This is a genomic window from Mycobacterium sp. IDUB_36 (genome assembly GCF_055419225.1).
In genome coordinates, this window is the sequence record NZ_JBVAXH010000001.1 from 3094932 (window position 1) to 3113770 (window position 18839).

20 protein-coding genes and 1 tRNA gene are annotated in these 18839 nt (G+C 65.6%); 16 read left to right on the top strand and 5 right to left on the bottom strand.

What is annotated here, in order from left to right:
• Positions 1-93 precede the first annotated feature (93 nt).
• Positions 94-480, top strand: a complete 387-nt coding sequence (locus ACZYW1_RS15345) for a hypothetical protein (RefSeq protein WP_463787843.1) — start codon at positions 94-96, stop codon at positions 478-480.
• A gap of 28 nt (positions 481-508) precedes the next feature.
• Here the strand turns inward: ACZYW1_RS15345 and ACZYW1_RS15350 are convergent, their stop codons facing one another.
• Positions 509-1174, bottom strand: a complete 666-nt coding sequence (locus tag ACZYW1_RS15350; protein ID WP_463787036.1) for a TetR/AcrR family transcriptional regulator — start codon at positions 1172-1174, stop codon at positions 509-511.
• A 208-nt stretch (positions 1175-1382) separates the two neighbouring features.
• Between ACZYW1_RS15350 and ACZYW1_RS15355 the strand changes: the two genes are divergently transcribed.
• The 5 genes from ACZYW1_RS15355 (at position 1383) to ACZYW1_RS15375 (ending at position 6677) form a co-directional block, all read left to right on the top strand.
• Positions 1383-2168, top strand: a complete 786-nt coding sequence (locus ACZYW1_RS15355) for a spirocyclase AveC family protein (protein ID WP_463787037.1) — start codon at positions 1383-1385, stop codon at positions 2166-2168.
• A 13-nt stretch (positions 2169-2181) separates the two neighbouring features.
• Positions 2182-3375: a cytochrome P450 gene (locus ACZYW1_RS15360; RefSeq protein WP_463787038.1), complete on the top strand. Its 1194-nt coding sequence runs from the start codon at positions 2182-2184 to the stop codon at positions 3373-3375.
• Positions 3376-3422: 47 nt separating this feature from the next.
• Entirely contained in the window at positions 3423-4532 is a 1110-nt protein-coding gene (locus ACZYW1_RS15365) for an NAD(P)H-dependent amine dehydrogenase family protein (RefSeq protein ID WP_463787039.1), read from the top strand.
• An 81-nt stretch (positions 4533-4613) separates the two neighbouring features.
• Positions 4614-5591 carry an LLM class flavin-dependent oxidoreductase gene (locus tag ACZYW1_RS15370; protein ID WP_463787040.1) on the top strand — a complete coding sequence of 326 codons (978 nt, stop codon included), beginning with the start codon at positions 4614-4616 and terminating at the stop codon, positions 5589-5591.
• A 24-nt stretch (positions 5592-5615) separates the two neighbouring features.
• Positions 5616-6677 carry an NAD(P)H-dependent amine dehydrogenase family protein gene (locus tag ACZYW1_RS15375; protein WP_463787041.1) on the top strand — a complete coding sequence of 354 codons (1062 nt, stop codon included), beginning with the start codon at positions 5616-5618 and terminating at the stop codon, positions 6675-6677.
• Positions 6678-6687: 10 nt separating this feature from the next.
• On the opposite strand, the gene ACZYW1_RS15380 is transcribed toward ACZYW1_RS15375, so the two are convergent.
• Complete coding sequence (locus ACZYW1_RS15380; RefSeq protein ID WP_463787042.1) at positions 6688-7983, bottom strand: cytochrome P450; 1296 nt, start codon at positions 7981-7983, stop codon at positions 6688-6690.
• A gap of 210 nt (positions 7984-8193) precedes the next feature.
• Here ACZYW1_RS15380 and ACZYW1_RS15385 point away from each other — a divergent pair, with 210 nt between their 5' ends.
• The gene (locus ACZYW1_RS15385) at positions 8194-8784 is read left to right on the top strand and encodes a TetR/AcrR family transcriptional regulator (RefSeq protein ID WP_463787043.1); all 591 of its coding nucleotides are present in this window, start codon (positions 8194-8196) and stop codon (positions 8782-8784) included.
• Between the two features lie 5 nt (positions 8785-8789).
• On the opposite strand, the gene ACZYW1_RS15390 is transcribed toward ACZYW1_RS15385, so the two are convergent.
• Complete coding sequence (locus ACZYW1_RS15390; protein WP_463787844.1) at positions 8790-9176, bottom strand: hypothetical protein; 387 nt, start codon at positions 9174-9176, stop codon at positions 8790-8792.
• Between the two features lie 199 nt (positions 9177-9375).
• Between ACZYW1_RS15390 and ACZYW1_RS15395 the strand changes: the two genes are divergently transcribed.
• From ACZYW1_RS15395 to ACZYW1_RS15415, 5 genes are read left to right on the top strand one after another with little or no spacing between them, the layout of a single operon-like run.
• On the top strand, positions 9376-9948 hold the full coding sequence (locus ACZYW1_RS15395) for a DinB family protein (protein WP_463787044.1): 573 nt from the start codon (positions 9376-9378) through the stop codon (positions 9946-9948).
• A gap of 60 nt (positions 9949-10008) precedes the next feature.
• The gene (locus tag ACZYW1_RS15400) at positions 10009-11199 is read left to right on the top strand and encodes an amidohydrolase family protein (RefSeq protein WP_463787045.1); all 1191 of its coding nucleotides are present in this window, start codon (positions 10009-10011) and stop codon (positions 11197-11199) included.
• A gap of 40 nt (positions 11200-11239) precedes the next feature.
• Positions 11240-12655, top strand: a complete 1416-nt coding sequence (locus ACZYW1_RS15405) for a FadD3 family acyl-CoA ligase (RefSeq protein ID WP_463787046.1) — start codon at positions 11240-11242, stop codon at positions 12653-12655.
• The gene (locus tag ACZYW1_RS15410) at positions 12652-13281 is read left to right on the top strand and encodes a fatty-acid--CoA ligase (RefSeq protein WP_463787047.1); all 630 of its coding nucleotides are present in this window, start codon (positions 12652-12654) and stop codon (positions 13279-13281) included. The genes ACZYW1_RS15405 and ACZYW1_RS15410 overlap by 4 nt, the downstream gene beginning before the upstream one ends.
• A gap of 11 nt (positions 13282-13292) precedes the next feature.
• A complete protein-coding gene (locus tag ACZYW1_RS15415) occupies positions 13293-13469 on the top strand; it encodes a (2Fe-2S)-binding protein (RefSeq protein ID WP_463787048.1) in 177 nt (58 codons plus the stop codon).
• A gap of 20 nt (positions 13470-13489) precedes the next feature.
• On the opposite strand, the gene ACZYW1_RS15420 is transcribed toward ACZYW1_RS15415, so the two are convergent.
• Positions 13490-15151: an alpha-keto acid decarboxylase family protein gene (locus ACZYW1_RS15420; protein WP_463787049.1), complete on the bottom strand. Its 1662-nt coding sequence runs from the start codon at positions 15149-15151 to the stop codon at positions 13490-13492.
• 68 nt (positions 15152-15219) lie between these two features.
• Between ACZYW1_RS15420 and ACZYW1_RS15425 the strand changes: the two genes are divergently transcribed.
• The 4 genes from ACZYW1_RS15425 to ACZYW1_RS15440 all read left to right on the top strand — a co-directional run bounded on the left by ACZYW1_RS15425 (position 15220) and on the right by ACZYW1_RS15440 (position 17388).
• Positions 15220-15663: an SRPBCC family protein gene (locus ACZYW1_RS15425; RefSeq protein ID WP_463787050.1), complete on the top strand. Its 444-nt coding sequence runs from the start codon at positions 15220-15222 to the stop codon at positions 15661-15663.
• A 5-nt stretch (positions 15664-15668) separates the two neighbouring features.
• On the top strand, positions 15669-16748 hold the full coding sequence (locus ACZYW1_RS15430; RefSeq protein WP_463787051.1) for a CaiB/BaiF CoA transferase family protein: 1080 nt from the start codon (positions 15669-15671) through the stop codon (positions 16746-16748).
• A gap of 53 nt (positions 16749-16801) precedes the next feature.
• The gene (locus tag ACZYW1_RS15435) at positions 16802-17257 is read left to right on the top strand and encodes an SRPBCC family protein (protein ID WP_463787052.1); all 456 of its coding nucleotides are present in this window, start codon (positions 16802-16804) and stop codon (positions 17255-17257) included.
• 60 nt (positions 17258-17317) lie between these two features.
• A tRNA-Cys gene (locus ACZYW1_RS15440) sits at positions 17318-17388 on the top strand.
• Between the two features lie 15 nt (positions 17389-17403).
• Here the strand turns inward: ACZYW1_RS15440 and ACZYW1_RS15445 are convergent.
• Positions 17404-18837 (bottom strand): WS/DGAT/MGAT family O-acyltransferase, encoded by a 1434-nt coding sequence (locus tag ACZYW1_RS15445; protein WP_463787053.1) that lies wholly within the window; start codon positions 18835-18837, stop codon positions 17404-17406.
• Positions 18838-18839: the final 2 nt, after the last annotated feature.

Sequence of the window (18839 nt, forward strand, 5' to 3'; positions counted from 1 at the left end):
TGCGATGAACGTCGGTTGCCCGGTCCGCGTGATCTTCTCCGAATAAGAGAATTTTCTTACCGCCCATGCCAGACTAATTCGGTGCGTTTCATCGTGGCGGTGGTGACGGCGCTGATCGGAGTCGGCGTGGTGATGCCGCCGACGGCTGCCGCGGGGCCGACTGTCTGCGACTACCCGGCGTGCACTCCAGGTATCGCTCCGAACATGGTTCTGGGTGCGCCCTGTGACAACACGACCTACTACGCATTCGGCGTATCAGGCGGTTATGTTCCCGCCACCCAACCCGGACGGCTGATGTTCTGCGGCTCACCGAGGCGATACCAACCGAGATGGTTCCGCTCTCCGCCGATGGCCGGCATCAAAGAAGAGAATGCCGACTGCCATCTGTTCAACAACTACGTCGCGCAGGCGCCCGACGGACTGTTCCTGATCTGCATCGCGCAGGCCGGTCGATCATTCTGGACCCGCGCCGACACCTGAGTCGCCGCGTGACCACGGTGTTGCGCAATCAGTCTCGGCGGTGCAGGAATCCATGCAGTATTGCCTGGACCAGTTCGTCGACGATGGCTTGTCTCGGTGGGGGTTTGGTGCCGAAGTAGGTGGATCGCAACGCGGCCATGCCGGCGATCATGGCGACCGTCGAGTGCGCCGGAAGGTCGGGATTACTGGAGCGCATGCCTCGGATCTGCATGCCCTCGGCGCTGATCCGGCTGAGCAAGGTGAGCGCACCCCTGATGTCGGCGATGCCCGTCTCGGCGAGTTCGTCCTCACTGAGCGTCTGGGCCGCCATGAGCGTCAACAGCAGACCTTGGTGCTCGACGAAGACATCGTAGAGATGGCCGACGAAGCGCCGGGCGAACTCTTCCTCATCCGTTTGCTCGTGGACGACGGAGTTCCAGGTGTGGCCGAACTCGTCGACGAATTGCGTGAAGGGCAGCACCAGGGCTTCGCGGAACAGTCCCGCTTTGGAGCCGAAATTACGAAACAGCAGGTGCTCGGTAACGCCTGCGGCTTCGGCGATTTCACGCGTTGTGGTGCTTCGGTAGTCCTGGCGGGCGAATAGATCGCGGGCCGCTGCGAGCAGAAGTTTCCGTGGCGCACCGCGCGGCCGGCGCGACCCCGAGACCGGGGGCTCGGCCGCGGTCGGCGGTTTCGCAGAAGAGCGCTGGGGCACGGTTGCAGACTACTCAAACCACCTTTGACGGTTGACTCTTTATAAGATAGTCGTCACTATCTAAAGATCGATTCCTCAAGGGAGAGGTTCTTGGCGTGGGTGCTGTCATCATGCTGGGCACGTTGTTCGGATTGATTGCCCTGGTGTTCGGTCTTGTTCTCCGCTTCGATCCGGAAGCGCGGCGCACCCCGAGCGGGGAGAGCCGTCGATGACCCCGAAGATAACGCCCCTGCTGGCGGGGCAGATGTACTTTGCCTACGCCTCCGGGATTGCGTTCATCCTCATCGGCATCTATCTGAGCTATCGTCGCCGTCGCCTGCATCCGCTTCTGCTGCTGAGCATTTCGGCGCTGTCCTTCTCCTGGATCGAGTCGCCTTACGACTGGGCGATGTACGCCCAGTTCCCGCCCGGTCTGCCGCGGATGCCGTCGTGGTGGCCGCTCAACGTCACCTGGGGTGGTCTGCCCTCGGCGGTACCCATCGGCTACGTCTCCTACTTCGTGCTTCCCGCGTTGATCGGAGCCGCCCTCGGTCGATGGCTGAGCGCAAAGTTCCAGTGGCGCAGGCCGATTACGCTGCTGACGGTCGGCCTTCTGGTGGGCTTCAGTTGGGCGTTCGTGTTCAACGCCATCACCGGGGCCCAGTTCGGGAACTTCTACTACGGCTACGTCATCCCGGGGCTCGCGATATTCGAGGGAACCAAGCATCAGTACCCGCTGTACGACTCCCTGGCCATGGGCATCGAGATGATGGTGTTCACCTACCTGCTCGGCCGCACCGACGCGGAGGGGCGCAACGTCATCGAGATGTGGGCCGACAGCAAGGCGAAAACCCGCGTGCAGTCGGCGGTCCTGTCGGTCGTCGCCGTCATCGTCCTGGGCCACCTGGTGTACGGCTCAGTCTTTGCGCCGCACCTCATCACCAAACAGGGCGGCTGGGTGACGGCGGGTCCCACCGAACAACTCTTCCCGGGAATCCCCAACCAGCCCCGCTAGCAGAAGGCAGATCTTGAGCAATTCGACAACCGAGTTGTACTACGACCCGTTCGACCACGCCATCGACGACGACCCCTATCCGGTCTGGAAGCGGATGCGTGCGGAGGCACCGCTGTACTACAACGACAAGCACAACTTCTATGCGCTGAGTCGTTACGACGATGTCTCACCGGCACTGCATGATTGGCGGACCTATCGCTCAGGACACGGCACCACCGCAGACGTTCTCTTCAGTGGCATCGACATACCGCCGGGCATCTTGCTCTGGGAGGACCCGCCGCTGCATGACCTGCACCGTCGACTCTTGTCACGGGTTTTCACTCCGCGCCGCATGCTGGCGGTCGAAGGCCTGGTGCGCGACTTGTGTTCGCGCGCACTGGATCCACTGCGTGACCTCGACGGGTTCGACTTTGTCGACGACCTCGGTGCGATCATGCCCATGCGGACGATCGGCTACCTGCTCGGCATCCCCGAAGATGGTCAGCAGCAGATCCGCGAGCGCAACGACAAAAGCATCACGGTCGAATCCGGGGGCACTCTGCTCACCGCAACGACCCTCGAGGAGTCGATCGCGCAGTTCGCCGACTACATCGAGTGGAGATCGACTCATCCGTCCGATGACCTGATGACAGAACTGCTCAACGCACAGGTCGAGGAACCCGACGGCACGATGCGCCCGCTGGACCGCGGCGAAGTGATCGCCTACACCGCGATGATCGCCGGCGCCGGCGGCGAGACCACCGCACGGCTGATCGGTTTCATGGGTGAGCTGCTCGGCGAAAACCCAGACCAGAGAAGGCAACTCGCCGCTGATCATGCTCTGATCCCCTCGGCGGTCGAGGAAACACTGCGGTACGAGCCACCGTCGCCGGTACAGGGCCGTTATGTCGCACAAGACACCGAACTCTACGGGCACACGGTGACCGAGGGGTCCTACATGCTCTTGCTCAACGCCTCGGCCAATCGCGACGAGTCACATTTCGTCGAACCGGACCGCTTCGACATCCACCGCAAAGGTGGGCATCTGAGTTTCGGCCAGGGTCTGCACTTCTGTCTTGGCTCGTCGCTGGCACGGCTGGAGGCGCGAGTTGCATTCGAAGAGGTGTTCAAGCGATGGACCGACTGGGATGTGGACTACGAGAATGCCAGTCGAGCAAGGACTTCCAGCGTGCGAGGCTGGGCCCGGCTGCCGGTCAAGGTCCGATAGCCACCGTGACTGCAATGCAACAGATTTGACACACTGAAGGAGGCGGCATGTCCGATGGTAAGTACCGCGTGGTGGTGTGGGCGACCGGCGGGATCGGGTCGATTGCGATACGCACCATCACCAACCGTCCCGACCTGGAGCTGGTCGGCGTCTGGGTGCACTCTGCGGACAAAGTGGGCAGAGATGCCGGTGAGCTCGCCAACGGTGATCCGGTGGGCATTGCTGCGACCAACGATGTCGAGGCCCTGATCGCCCTGAAACCCGACTGCGTGGTCTACGCCGCCAGCGGCCCGGAGCGCGACGCCCTGGCCATCCCCGACTACGTGAAGTTGCTCGAAGCGGGTCTCAATGTCGTCACCACCAGCACCACCCGACTGGTCAACCCGCATGCCTACGAGCCCGCCGAATGGCGTGAGCAGCTCGTTGCCGCAGCCAAGCAAGGTCAGTCGTCTCTTTATGCCTCAGGAATCGAACCCGGTTTCGCCGCCGACTACCTGCCGCTGGTGCTGTCCACCCAGTCGTCGTCGATCGAGTCGATCCACTCGTATGAGATCGGGTTGTACGACGACTACGGTGTGCCCGACATCATGATCAACGGCTTGGGTTTCGGCCAGCCCCTGGACTACCAGCCCTGGATCTCGTTTCCCGGTGCCATCGCCGGTGAGTGGGCCGGCCAGCTGCGGTTGATCGGCGATGCGTTCGGTGTCGAGGTCGACGAGGTGCGCGAGGATTTCGATCGCGCCGTGACCAACGAAACACTGGAAGTGGCAATGGGAACCGTCGAGGCGGGCACGTGTGGCGCCATCCGGATGAAGGCCATCGGCATCGTCGACGGACGTGAGGCCATCATCGTCGAGCACGTCACGCGACTGGCGCACAGCGTTGCGCCGGACTGGCCGCGCGGCATCGGTGATCTGTCGTACCGGGTGGTGATCGCCGGTGATCCCGATATCGACTGCACGCTCGCAGCGACCCTGCGGGATCCCGGGCGGGCCGGCATCGGCTCGATGACCTCGGGGGCCGGCGCGATGGTGGCCACTGCGATGCGGGTTGTCAACGCCGTTCCCTATGTCGTCAAGGCGCCGCCAGGACTTCTCAGCGCCGTCGACCTGCCACTGACGATCCCGAAGAATGTCTTTGCCACACAACAAGTGTGAGCAGGCATGTCTCGAGCGTGCAGCCCGGTGGGCGCGCCCTGCATTCACGGATCCAGCTGAATCGGAGGGACATTCGCCGTCGTGCTGACACTGCGGTTCGACATGAGGGTTCCTGACTGGGCCGGCTCAGCGGCGGCCCACTACGCCGCGGTGCCGGCGATGTGTGAATGGGCCGAGACCCGTGGGGCGCCGCTGGCGGTGCTCTCCGAACATCACGGAGCCGGCGACGGCCACCTGCCGACCCCGCTGATGCTGGCCTCGGCCGTGGCGGCACGGACGCGGGAGATGTCGATTCTGCTGGCCGCGGTGCCGTTGCCGTTGTGGGACCCGGTGCGCCTGGCCGAGGAGATCAGCGTGCTCGACCTCATCAGCCGCGGCCGGGTTTCCTACGTGTTCGGCGTGGGCCATCGCGAGGAGGAGTACATCCACTTCGGTGCCGACTTCGCCTCTCGCGGCAGGCTTGCCGACGAATACCTGGATGTCTTGATACCGCTCTTGCGTGGTGAATCGGTCGACTTCCGTGGCCGGCGCATCCGGGTCACGCCGCGGTGCGCCTCCCCCGAGGGACCGCCGATCATGATCGCGGGCGGCAGCAGGCCCGCGGTACGCAGGGCGGCCGCGCGTGGCCTCGGTTTCATCTCCCAGATCGACCGTCCCGAACTGCGAACCTATTACGAGGATGAGTGTCGCAGCCGGGGCACCGTTGCGGGCTTCGTCCAGTTTCCGGCCCCGGACACCCCGACCGTGGTGTTCGTTGCCGACGATGTGGATCACGCGTGGCAGCAGCTGGGGCCGCACCTGCTGCACGACGCCGCAATGGCGGCGTCGTACCGGCACGGCGACGACTCGGTGGCCAGTATCACCCGGGCCCAGACCGTGGCCGAGCTCCGCCAGACGTCGGGGCCCTATCGCATCCTGACGCTCTCTGCGGCAACGGATTTCGTTCGTGCCGGGAAGCCGCTGCCGCTGCACCCGCTGTGCGGCGGCCTCGACCCAGAAGTGGCCTGGCGGTATCTGGAGACCGCAGTGGCGGCCCACCAGCAAGCTCAGCTGGCCTGATTGATGACGAAGGAGAATACGGTGATGCGCGTGATCGTATGGTCGACGGGCGGGGTCGGGTCAGCCGCGATTGACGCCATCCGGCATCGGCCTGATCTGGAACTCGTTGGGGTGTGGGTTCATTCGCCCGACAAGGTGGGCAAGGACGCCGGTGAGCTGGCCGGCGGCAGCCCAATCGGGTTGGCGGCCACCAGCGATGCGGACGCGCTCATCGCACTGAGGCCCGATTGCGTCGTCTACGCCGCCAGCGGCCCTCAGCGTGACGCGGGCGCCGTGCCGGACTATCTCAGGTTGCTGGCAGCGGGTGTCAACGTCGTATCGACGTCGACGACAAGCTTGATTCACCCGTCGTCGTACTTCGCCACCGAGTGGCGTGACCAACTCGCGGAAGCCGCCGAGGCCGGAGGCGCGTCGTTCTACGCATCCGGCATCTTTCCCGGATTCGCATCGGATCAGCTCGCGCTGCTGATGAGCACCCAGTCCAAGAAGATTCGCACTCTCACCGTCTCCGAAATCGCGCTCAACGACCACTACCCAGTGGCCGACGTCATGATCAACGGGATGGGTTTTGCCCGCCCGCTTGACTTCGAACCGATGCTGAAGACACCGGGGTTCATCGAAATCGCTTGGAAGGCACCGATACATCTCATTGCCGACGGACTCGGCGTCGAGGTCGAAGAGATCCGCGGGACCTTGGACCGCGAGCTGACCGATCGCGACATCGAGGTGGCCTTCGGCACGATTCCGGCCGGCACCTGCGGTGCGGTGCGCACCAGGGCTGTCGGCGTGGTCAGGGGCCGCGAGGCGATCGTGGTGGAGCACATCATCCGGATGGCGCGCGACGTCGCCCCCGACTGGCCCGAGTCGGAAGCCGACGCCACCTATCGGATCGACATCGAGGGCGAACCCGACATCCACTGCGCCATGACCATGGGAGCCACCCGTGGCCACGGTGCCGGTCACGCGGCGATGGCCGCGACCGCGATGCGGGTGGTGAACGCCATTCCCTTCGTGGTGGATGCACCACCCGGGCTACTCAGCTCGCTGGATATCCCGATCACCCTGCCGCGGAACGTATTTCAATAAAGCCGCGCGGCTAGTGCACCGACGCCAGCGCGGGCCGGGGCGTGAACGTCAGGTGCAGGTCGCTGAGCCCGCGCAGGATGTAGGTCGGCTCGAAGGTGTAGCGCCGCCCGTCGACCGGTCCGTGCTGGGTCTCGCTGATGGAGATGTCGGACATCCGGTCCAGGATGCGCTCGATCGAGACGCGTCCCTCGACGCGGGCCAGCGGCGCCCCCGGGCAGGAGTGCACGCCGCGGGCGAACGCCATGTGCTCGCGGACGTTCTTGCGATCGATCTGGAATTCGTGCGGGTTCTCGAACCGGCGGGGGTCGCGGTTGGCGGCGCCGGGCAGGATCATCACGACGGTGCCGGCTGGGATGTCGACGCCGGCGATGGTGGTCGAGCGGACGGCGAGCCGGGAGTCGCTCTTGACCGGGCTCTCCATTCGCAACGACTCCTCGATGAACCCGGGAATCAGGCTGCGGTCCTCGCGCAACCGCTGCTGGACTCCCGGCCGGTCGCCGAGTGCCTGCAGGGCCGCCGAGAGGAGCTTGGCGGTGGTTTCCTGTCCGGCGGCGAAAAGAAATGTCGCCGAACGGCTTACCTCGATCACCTCGGGCGTGGACCCGTCGGGGTACTTCGCCGTCGCCAGTGACGTCAGCACGTCGTCGCGAGGGGAGCTGCGCCGGTCTTCGATGTAGGCGCAGAACTTGTCGTCGAGCCATTCCAGCGGGTTGATGCCGACCGACTCGTGGTCGAGCGCGCCGACCCGGGCGCCCGGCCGGTCGGCGCCCAGCACGTGGCGGAACTCCTTGTGATCCTCTTCCGGCACACCGAGCAGGTCGGCGATCACCAGGGTGGCAAACGGCTTGGAGTACTCGCCGATGAACTCACACTCGCCGTTGCCGAGGAACTCGTCGAGCTGGCGGTCGGCCAACCGCCACATGAACTCCTCGTTCTCCTTCAGCCGGCTCGGCGTGAGCAGCCGGCTCAGGATCGAGCGCGCCCGGGTGTGGTCGGGCGGGTCCATGGTGACCATGTGCTCGAACATCGGGAACTGGCTGCGGTGCGCGTCGATCAGCGGACGGAGGTCGTCACCCGCGACCTCGAACGGCAACGGCGGAAACGGGCCGCCGAGCGCGACGATGTTGGAGAACGTCTCCGGGTCTTTGTAGACCGCGTTGGCCTCTTCCCAACCGGTGACCGCGACCACGTTGTAGTGCGGAAGTCGCAGCACCGGGTTCTGGCCGCGCAGGTAATCGAAGTACGGGTGCGGATCGGGAACCAGTGATTGGTCGGTGAAGAAGTCGATCGATTCGAAGCTGGTCATGTACGCGGGCCTCCCGAGGCTGTTTTACCCGTGGTGTGGGGCGGCTGGATGATGAGACGGTGTGCCGCCCGGAATTGACTTCGGCAAATGTGCGGAACTTGCTGAGCACCTGCTTAGCATGACGCTAATGTCGTGGTCAAGGCGAGCGCGCGGCCCGCGACTACGATCGGCATGTTCGGCAAATTTTCGGCGAGAGTGTGGAACCACGGCATGACTTCGGCCCGCAGGATCGGGGCACCGGACGCGAAGAATCGCACGGTGCTGCTCGACGCCGCCGAGCAGTTGATGCTCGAAGACGGCTACGCGGCGGTCACCTCGCGCCGGGTTGCGGAGCGCGCGGCGCTCAAGCCGCAGTTGGTGCACTACTACTTCCGCAACATGGACGAGTTGTTCCTTGCGGCGTTTCGGCGCCGCGCCGAGGAAGGACTCGAAGTGCAGGCGATGATGCTGCAGGCGCCGCAACCGCTGTGGGCGCTGTGGCGGTTCAGCACCGACCCGGCAGCCACCAGCATCACGATGGAGTTCATCGCGCTGGCCAACCACCGCAAGGCGCTGAAGGCGGAGATCGCGCTCTATGCCGAGCGTTTCCGGGAGGAGCAGCGCAAAGCGCTCACCACGATTCTCGACGGCTACGGCGTCGACCCGGCAAAATTTCCGCCGCTGGTGTGGTCGGTGCTCATGACCAGCGTGTCCCGCGTCCTGGTGATCGAGCGGGCGCTCGACATGTCCGCCGGCCACCGCGAGACCGTGGAGATCGTCGAGGCGTATCTCCGCCATCTCGAGGGCGATCCCCAGATCTGACCGGCTCACCAGCTGCGCAGTGAGCAGAGTGTGCCCTTGGCGCCGTCGTTGGACTTGACGACCTTTCCGTCCACGACCAGCGCGCAATGGAACATCGGTGTGCCGGGCTCGGTGCCGGTACTCACGACGACCATCGCGTAGTTGTCGGGGTCGGTGAGCATCACCTGAGGCGAGGTCCACGGGTGTCCCGGTCCGATGTCGGCCTGGACATTCGGCGTGTACTGGTACGGGTTGTGGCTGTAATCGGAGTATTTCGGCGGCTGCTGGTCCAGGTAGTAGATGTCGGCCCAGATCGGACTTGCCGCCGTGATCACATAGGTGACCTGGTGCGCCGGCGGGTCGGCCGGTGACGGGGCCGCGGTCCCGACGGCGGTCAGGGCCGCCACAGCCATGCCCAACGCAGCTTTACCGATGGTTGTCATGCGCACCTCCGGCCGTCCGCTCCCCAGCGGCGATATTGGCATTCTCCGTAGCGGAGAACAGCGTCACCGTTGCTCTTGTCATGACCCTAGCCGGTGCAGGTCGGGGGCTCGAGCCAATTCGCCAAAAGGCCACCGGCTGCTGTCTGTCACCGGTCGTAACCTGGGCGCCATGAGCACTTCCCTGGATTGGACCACCGAGCTTGTCGATCAGCTGCGCTTCCATTGGGAGACTGGGCTGCGGCCGCGGCTGACCGCACTGACCGACGACGAATACCACTGGGAACCGGTCGCGGACTGCTGGGGCGTGCGCCCGCGCGGGCAACAGCGCACCGCCCAGGCGGCGGGTGGCGGCGACACGGTGATCGACTTCGCGTTCCCCCAGCCCGAACCCGCACCGGTGACGACCATCGCCTGGCGGCTCGCTCACCTGATCGTCGGTGTGTTCGGGATGCGCACCGCCTCGCACTTCGGCGGACCGCCGATGGACTACGAATCGTTCCGCTACGCCGCGACCGCCGCGACGGCGCTGCGGCAGCTCGACGACGGGTATGCGCGCTGGATCGCGGGGGTCGCCGCGCTGGATCCTGCGGCGCTGGCCGCGCCGTGCGGTCCGGCCGAGGGGCCGTATGCGGACAAGCCGATGGCCACTCTGGTCCTGCATATCCATCGCGAGGTGATTCATCACGGAGCCGAGGTGGCCCTGCTGCGCGACCTCTACCTTCGGCGCGGTGACAGGGGGTGAGGGCATTGCGGTATCTGCGCTGTGAGAATATCATTCTCACAAAATGTGAAGGAGGATTTCATGGGCCAGCTGTCGCATCGTGAGGACGTCCCGTTCCCAATCTTTGACGCGGACAACCATCTCTACGAGCCGCCGGAGGCGCTGACCAAGTTCCTGCCGAAGGAGTACAAGGACTACGTCCAGTACCCGCAGGTCAACGGGCGGACGAAGATCGCCATCCGGGGCCAGATCAGCAACTACATTCCCAACCCGACCTTCGAGGTCGTCGCCCGGCCGGGCGCCTGGGAGGAGTACTTCAAGTACGGCAACCCGGAGGGTAAGAGCAAGCGCGAGCTGTTCGGTGAGCCCATGCGCGCGATCCCGGCGTTCTTCGAGCCCGGCCCACGCCTGGAGAAGATGAACGAGCTGGGCCTGGACCGCACGTTGATGTTCCCGACCCTGGCCAGTCTTCTGGAGGAGCGGCTGTCGGACGACCCGGTCGCCATCCACGTCTTGGTGCACGCGCTGAACGAGTGGCTCGACGAGGTCTGGGGTTTCAACTACCAGAACCGCATCTTCACCACCCCCGTCATCACGCTGCCGATCGTCGAGAAGGCGATCGAGGAGCTCGAGTGGGCCGTCAAGCGCGGTGCCCGGTGCATCCTGGTCCGCCCGGCGCCGGTCCCCGGCTTCCGCGGTCCCCGGTCGTTCGCACTGCCCGAGTTCGACCCGTTCTGGGAGCGGGTCGTCGAGCACGACGTGCTGGTCGGCATGCACTCCAGTGACAGTGGCTACTCCCGCTACACCTCCGAGTGGGACGGTGCCAGCGCAGAGATGCTGCCGTTCCAGACCAACGCCATGGGCATCCTCAACGAGTGGCGGCCGATCCAGGACTCGGTGGGCTCGTGGGTCATCCACGGCGCGCTCTACCGCCATCCCAAGCTGAAGGTCGCGATCGTCGAGGCCGGCTCGAAGTGGATGACCCCGTTGCTGGACGGCCTGGCCGAGGTCTTCCGGAAGGCTCCGGAGGCATTCCCGAGCGACCCCGTCGAAATGGTCAAGAACCGGATCCACGTCAGCCCGTTTTTCGAGGACGGCATCGACGACCTGGTCAACCTGGTCGGTGTCGACCAGGTGCTGTACGGCTCGGACTGGCCGCACCCGGAGGGTCTGGCTGAGCCGACGTTCTACGTCAACGCGCTGTCACACCTGTCCGCCGACGATCAGGCAAAGATCATGGGCGGGAACCTGTCTCGTCTCGTCACGGTGTAGCGGCGCGCTGACAAGTCACACATGGCAGACCATCCCCGAGATGGTCGCCGGCGCGGCGGACCGGTTCGGTGGCACGGAAGCGGTCGTCGACGGTCCGCTGCGCTTGACTTTCGGTGAGCTCGTCGACCGGATCCGCTGCGCTGCAGGCGCTTTCGCCGAAATCGGTATCGCCAAGGGCGATCGGGTCGCGGTCTGGGCCCCGAACTCGGCTGAGTGGATCATCGCGGCGTTCGGTGTGCTCACCGCCGGTGCTGTGCTGGTGCCGGTGAACACCCGGTTCAAGCCCGACGAGGCCGGTGACATCATCGGCCGCAGTCACGCGAAAGCCGTTCTGGTGCAGCAGGGATTCCTCGGCCAGGTATTCACCGGACCGCCAGGTGTCCCGATGATCGACCTGAAGTCCGACTTCCTTTCCAGCGGTTCGCCGTTCGAGCGTTCGGTGGATGGCGCCGACGTCTCCGACATCATCTTCACCTCGGGTACCACCGGCCGTCCCAAGGGCGCGATGATGAATCATCGCCAGACGCTGCGGATGTACGAGGAATGGGCGACGCTCGCTGACCTGCGCGCGGGCGACCGCTATCTGATGATCAACCCGTACTTCCATACGTTCGGGTTGAAGGCCGGACTGATCGCCTCGTTCCTGCGTGGCGCGACGATGCTGCCGTTGGCCGTATTCGACGTCGACACCGTGGTGGATCTCATTGAACGGGAACGAATCTCGATGCTGCCGGGGCCGCCGACCGTGTATCACTCGCTGCTGACGGTTGCGGACAAGGCCAGGCTGTCGAGTTTGCGGGCGGGTGTGACGGGCGCCGCCGACATCCCGGTCGAGTTGGTTCGCCGCATCCACGACGAACTGCCGTTCCAGACGTTGATGACCGGCTACGGGCTCACCGAAGCCGGCAATGTCACGTTGTCGCGCCCCGGCGACTCCTTCGAGGACGTGGCCACCACTGCGGGTCTGCCCTGCGAGGACGTCGAAGTGCGTATCGCCGGTGACGGCGAGGTGCTGGTGCGCGGCTACGGCGTCATGCAGGGCTATCTCGACGATCCGGCGGCCACCGCCCTGGCGATCGACGACGACGGGTGGCTGCACACCGGAGATCTGGGCAATTTCGACAAGTCGGGCCGGTTGAAGATCGACGGGCGTAAAAAGGACATGTTCATCGTTGGCGGGTTCAACGCGTACCCGGCCGAGATCGAGGGGTTCATGCTGGAGCATCCGGGCGTTGCTCAGGTCGCCGTGATCGGTGTGCCCGACGAGCGGCTCGGCCAGGTGGGAAAGGCCTTCGTGGTGCCAGGGGCAAACGCGAAAACTGCGATGTCCGAACAGGATTTGGTGGCATGGTGCCGTGAGCGGATGGCCGGGTTCAAGGCGCCGCGATACATCGAGTTTCTCGACAGTCTGCCGCTGAACGCCACCGGAAAGGTGATGAAGGACCAGCTCCGGTGAGCGCACTCGACCCGCGCTCGCATTCACTGGTGATCGCGTCCGACTATCGGGTGCCCGACCCGGAGCAGGTGTGGCCGTTGCTCACCCGCCGCCGGTCAGCACTCGCCGATATCGGGGCGCACCATGTGCTGCTGTACACCTCGACGCACGACCGCGGTCGCGTACTGGTGACCATCGGCGTGCGGAGTCGAGAGCCGATCGTGGAACTGCTGCGCTCGCGGGTGTTCTTCGACTGGTTCGATGCGGTCGGAGTCGACGACATTCCCGCAGTCTTCGCCGGCGAAATCGTGGAACGGTTCGGGTCGGGGGCCCGCGTGGCGAATTCCGCGCCGGGTGTCGTGGTCGCCGCGATCTCGTCGGTGAATAACGTCCCGGTCCTGACACACGAAATACGCAGTGCGCAAGCGCGATTCGAGCAGGCCGGCATCCGGGAGACCCGACTCTTCCAGGCCTTCGACGACAGCCATGAAGTCATGATCCTGCAGGAACTCGACGACGAGGACCGCGCCCGGGAATGGATCGCCCACCCCGACGCCGCCGCCCCGTGGATCGACGGAGCCGGCGTCGGCGCGTATCCGCCGGTGTTCGTCGGCAAGTTCTTCGACATGATGCGGATCGACGAGTAGCAGGCCCCGCGATGTTCGTCTGCCTGTGTAACGGGATCACCAGCCAGGTGGTGGCCGACGCCATCGCCGGTGGTGCGTCGACGACCAATCAGATTGCGGCGGCATGCGGGGCGGGCGCCGACTGCGGCCGCTGCCGGCGCACCATACGCATGTTGCTCGGCACCCCGAAGGACGGCCGCGGCAGCTGAGCTGTCGGCGCGGGCGGCCGTCAGCCGAGGTCAGCGGCCAGGTCGGTCAACAGGTCGGGGACGTCGAGGCGCGGCACCACCGCTTCGATCAGCACCATTCGGTCTTGATGTTGCGCCGCAGCGACAAACGCGTCATCGAGCTCGCCGTAAGTCTGCGCCCGGAACGTCAGGTGGTTCGTCACGCCCAGGGCGTTGGGAATGTCGGCCCAGCTCCATCGCACGATGTCGTTGTAGGGCGCGGTCTTTCCATGAATCATCCGCTCGATGGTGTAGCCGTCGTTGTTCACCACCACCACGACCGGCGACAGGCCTTCACGCGAGAAGTTGCCCAGCTCTTGCACTGTCAGCTGCGCGGCGCCGTCACCGATCAGCAGCACCGGGCGGCGATCGCGTTCGGCCAGCCCAGCACCCAGGGTGGCAGGCAGGGTGTATCCGATGGAACCCCAGAGCGGTTGACCGATGAACGTGACACCCTGCGGAAGCCGGTGTGTCGCCATCCCGTAGAACGACGTGCCCTGATCCGCCAGAACGACGTTACCCGGGGTGAGCGCGTCACAGAACCTGTCCCACAACGCTTTCTGACTCAACGGCTGGTCGCGGTCGGGCTTGTCCACCGGTTCGTCGTCGGACGTCGATACGACGGCGGGGGAGCGCACACCACGCTCGGTCAGGATCGCGGTCAGCGCATCGAGCGCCGCACCCATCTCCAACGGTGCGAACACCTCGTTGCCGACCGTGCTCTGCTGCACGCCGATGTCGATGGTGGTGGCCGGATCGATGCGCTGACTGAAGAATCCGCTCACCATGTCGGTGAACACCACGCCCGCCGTCACCAGCACCGGTGCCTCTTCGATCGCCCGGCGCACCGGGTCGGCGCTGGCGGCGCCGGCATAGATACCCAGGAAATCCGGCGCGCTCTCGTCGACCAGGCTCTTGCCCCACATCAGCGTCGCGTGCGGCACCACGTCGGCGGCCAGCAGCGCCTCGAGCTTGTCGACCGCGTTCAGCCGGTGGACCAGCAGGTCGGCCAGCACGGTCAGCTGGTGGTCGCCGACGAGTGTGCTTGCGGCCTCGGTGAACAACGCCAGGGCCCGCGGGCTGGTGCCGCCGGTGAAGTGCGGCAAGGGCGCGTTCGGCGGCTCCGTCTCGAAGCGGGCGACGTCGGTGGACAGCAACAGGTATCCCGGTCGGCGCTGTTCGCGAACCTCGCAGAGCACTCGGTCGATCTCCCGGGTCGCGGTGGCCGGCATGAGATTGGCTTGCGCACAGGTGATTTCACGGCTGATGCGCAGGAAGTGCTCGAAGTCGCCGTCGCCCAGCGAGTGATGCAGTGCCCGTCGGGTGCCTTGCGCGTCCTTCGACGGGCCGCCCACGATGTGCACCACCGGCACATGCTCGGCATAACTGCCGGCTATGGCGTTGGCGACCGACAGCTCGCCGACGCCGAATGTGGTTACCACAGCGGCCATTCCACGGAGCCGGCCGTATCCGTCCGCGGCGTATCCGGCGTTGAGCTCGTTGGCGTTGCCCACCCAGCGCAGACGCGGATGGGCGACGATGTGGTCGAGGAATTCCAGGTTGTAGTCGCCCGGGACGCCGAACACCTCGGTGACGCCGAGTTCGGCCAGCCGATCCACCAGGTAGTCGCCGACGGTGTAGGACGAATCAGCCAGATCAGTCACGAGGTCGACGGTACCGGTCTGCCGACGAAAACGCCGTCGCTGTGGCGTCCGCTCGCTATCGTCCGGACATGGCAATAAACGAAACCCGCGAAATCGTCATCGAGGCGAGCCCGGAGGAGATCCTGGACGTCATCGGCGATCTGGACTCTGTCACCGAATGGTCGCCGCCCCATCAGAGCACCGAGGTCCTCGAGAAGGACAAGAACGGGCGACCACTCAAGGTGAAGATGAAGGTGAAGGCCGCGGGGATCACCGACGAGCAGGTGGTTGCCTACACCTGGAGCAAGAACAAGGTCAGCTGGACACTGGTCAGCTCCGGTCAGCAACGCTCGCAGGACGCCTCGTACACGTTGACGCCGGACGGCGACAAGACCAAGGTCCTCTTCGAGATCAGCGTCGACCCGGTGGTGCCGTTGCCCGGCTTCGTCCTCAAGCGGGCCGTCAAGGGGACGATCGACACCGGCACCAAAGGGTTACGCGATCGGGTGCTGGAACTGAAGAAGGGGAAGTAACGACGTTGGCCTCCCGCGGACCGCTGGATGGCGTGCGGGTGATCGAGCTCGGCGGCATCGGGCCGGGCCCGCACGCGGCGATGGTGCTCGCGGATCTGGGCGCCGACGTGGTGCGGGTCCGCCGCCCCGGGGGACTGACCATGCCGGCGGAGAATCTCGACCTGCTGCACCGCGGCAAGCGGATCGTCGACCTCGATGTCAAAGCCGATCCACAACGGCTGCTGGCACTGGCGGCGAAGGCCGACGTGCTGCTGGACTGTTTTCGACCCGGCACCTGCGAGCGCCTCGGCATCGGCCCGCAGGATTGTGCGGCGGTGAACCCGCGCCTGATCTTTGCGCGCATCACCGGCTGGGGGCAGGACGGGCCACGGGCCAGCACGGCCGGCCATGACATCAACTACTTGTCGCAGACCGGTGCGCTGTCGGCGCTCGGCTATCGCGACCGGCCGCCGATGCCGCCGTTGAATCTGGTCGCCGACTTCGGGGGCGGCTCGATGTTCGTCATCGTGGGCATCGTCACCGCGCTCTACGAGCGGGAGCGCTCGGGAAGCGGTCAGGTGATCGACGCGGCGATGGTCGACGGGGTCGGCGTGCTGGCGCAGATGATGTGGACGATGAAATCGACCGGCGCGCTGCGCGACGAGCGCGAATCCTTTCTGCTCGACGGGGGTGCGCCGTTCTACCGCTGCTACGAAACCGCCGACGGCAAGTACATGGCGGTGGGCGCCATCGAGCCGCAATTCTTCGCGGCGCTGCTGGCCGGGCTCGGCTTGTCGGCCGACGAAGTGCCGAGTCAGTTCGACATCGGTTCCTATCCAACGATGTTCGACGTGTTCACCCGGCGATTCGCCGGCAAGACCCGCGAGGAGTGGGCGTCGATCTTCGACGGCACCGACGCGTGCGTCACGGCGGTGTTGACGTGGAGCGAGGCCGCCGCCGACCCGCATCTCAACGCCCGCGCCAGCGTGGTCAACGCGGGCGGTGTCGATCAGGCCGCGCCGGCACCACGGTTCAGCCGCACGCCGCCGCCACCGGTCCGCCCGATTCCGCAGTCGACCACGCCGCTCGACGAAATCGGTTGGTAATCAACCCTCTGATAAGCGACCCGTCGGGTGCCGGCTTGCTAGCTTGGTTGTCAGTGGCCGTGCGAGCATCGCGAGAGATTGTCATCGACGCGCCGCCGGGGGTGATCCTGGAGGCGTTGGCCGATGTCGGGTCGTTGTCCTCGTGGTCCCCGGTGCACAAACGGATTCAGGTGCTGGACTGGTACTCCGACGGCCGTCCGCATCATGTCAAGGCCACCATCAAGATCTTCGGGCTCGTCGACAACGAAATCCTGGAATATCACTGGGGTCCCAACTGGGTGGTCTGGGATGCCAGCGACACCTTTCAGCAGCGCGGGCAGCACGTCGAATACAACTTGCAGCCGGTCGGCGTCGACCGGACCCGGGTGCGCTTCGACATCACCGTCGAGCCGGCGGGACCGGTGCCCGCGTTCGTGGTCCGGCGGGCCAGCGAGATCGTGCTCGACGCCGCAACCAAGGGACTCCGCGACCAGGTGATGGCCGTCGTCGAGTCCGAACGCCGGCAATAGCGATCGTGTCGAGCAAAACGGTGGCCCGCCAGCGCCTCATGCTGGATGGTGATTCCTCGTGCGGGTGTGGCTGAGCGGCTAGGCAGCGGCCTGCAAAGCCGTATACACGGGTTCGAGTCCCGTCACTCGCTCTACCGAGGTTCCGCTCAGCTGGCTATCGAGAGCAATTCCTTGAACGCCTGCTCCATGCAGTCGGCGTAGTTGCCCGGGTCGGGCAGCGCATCGCGATCCGCGGTGGCGCTGATCGACAACGTGCCGTTGTAGCTCGCGACAACGTGGATCAGGTTCATGCCGCCGATCAGCGGTCCCAGACCGGCGGCGCGCAGCAGCTTGGCCCCGCGGAAATACAGCGGCACGGGTGGGCCCGGCACGTTGGTCACCGTTGTGGTGGCGACATTCGGACCCGAGAACGGCAGCACGCTCGCGGCCTTCGCGGCCACGCCGAGCAGTGCGGTCGGCACCGTCCCGATCAATTCGATCAACTGCGTCTGGGCCGACCGGTCCGGACCCGACCGACTGCCCGCGGTCGACTCGGCGATCGTGGCGAGCCTGACGAGCGGGTCGGAGATGTCGGTACCCAACGACTGCAAGCGGCCGAACAACGCGTTGCCCTGAGCGGTGGTGTCGTCGGCCTGGCGCAACGACATCGGGCAGGCCGCCACCAACGACTCGTCGGGAAGCTCCCCGTGGCCGGCCAGGTAGTGCCGCAGGGCACCGCCGACGTAGGCCAGCGCCACGTCGTTGACCGTGGCACCGGGCACGCGGGACTTGATCCGCTTGAAATCCTCGAGGTCGTGGAACCGGGCCTCGAAAACCCGGTGCGGCGAAACGGTTTGGTTGAAGCGAGTCTTCGACGGGAACGACGGCGTGCCGAGTTCGGGGATCTTGGACACGGTGCTGATCAGCTTGCCGGGAAGGCCGGCCAGCCCGCGTACCGCCTTGGGGGCGCTCGCGGCAAGCACCGCGGTAGCCCGCGCGGGATACAGCGCTGCCTTGAAGGCGGTGCGCGACAACAGGTTTACGGTCGAGGGCAGCGGGGCCGGTTGCCACGGCGATTCGGGGCCGGGCGGGCGTGCGCTGTCCGGGGCCAGATCGTGCATGGCCGCGATCATCTGCACGCTCGCCATCCCGTCGACCGCGCAGTGGTGCAATTTCAGCGCCATCGCGAACGAGCCTTTCGGCACCCCCGGAACCGCGTTGAGCCCCTCGATCACGGTGATCTCCCACGGCGGACGCCGGAGGTCGATCTGGCGGCCGTGCAGTCGCGCGACCTGGATGCAGAGCTGGCGCCAATCACCCGGCTGCGGCAGGCCGATGTGCCGGACGTGGTACTCGAGGTCGAAGCTGGGATCGTCGACCCAGTAGGCCCGGTCGACACCGATGGGCAGCTCGGTCACTCGCCGGCGGAAGACCTCGGCGAGATGCAGGCGCGCGTCGAGCTCTTCGAGAATTCCCTTGAAGGTGACCTTCCCGTCGGGGGCGGTCGACGGGTCGTAGATCAGCAACAGCTGGATTTGTAGCGGAGTTTCGGGCTTCTCCGCGCGAAGCAACATGTCGTCGGTCCAACTCAGTTGCTGCATTT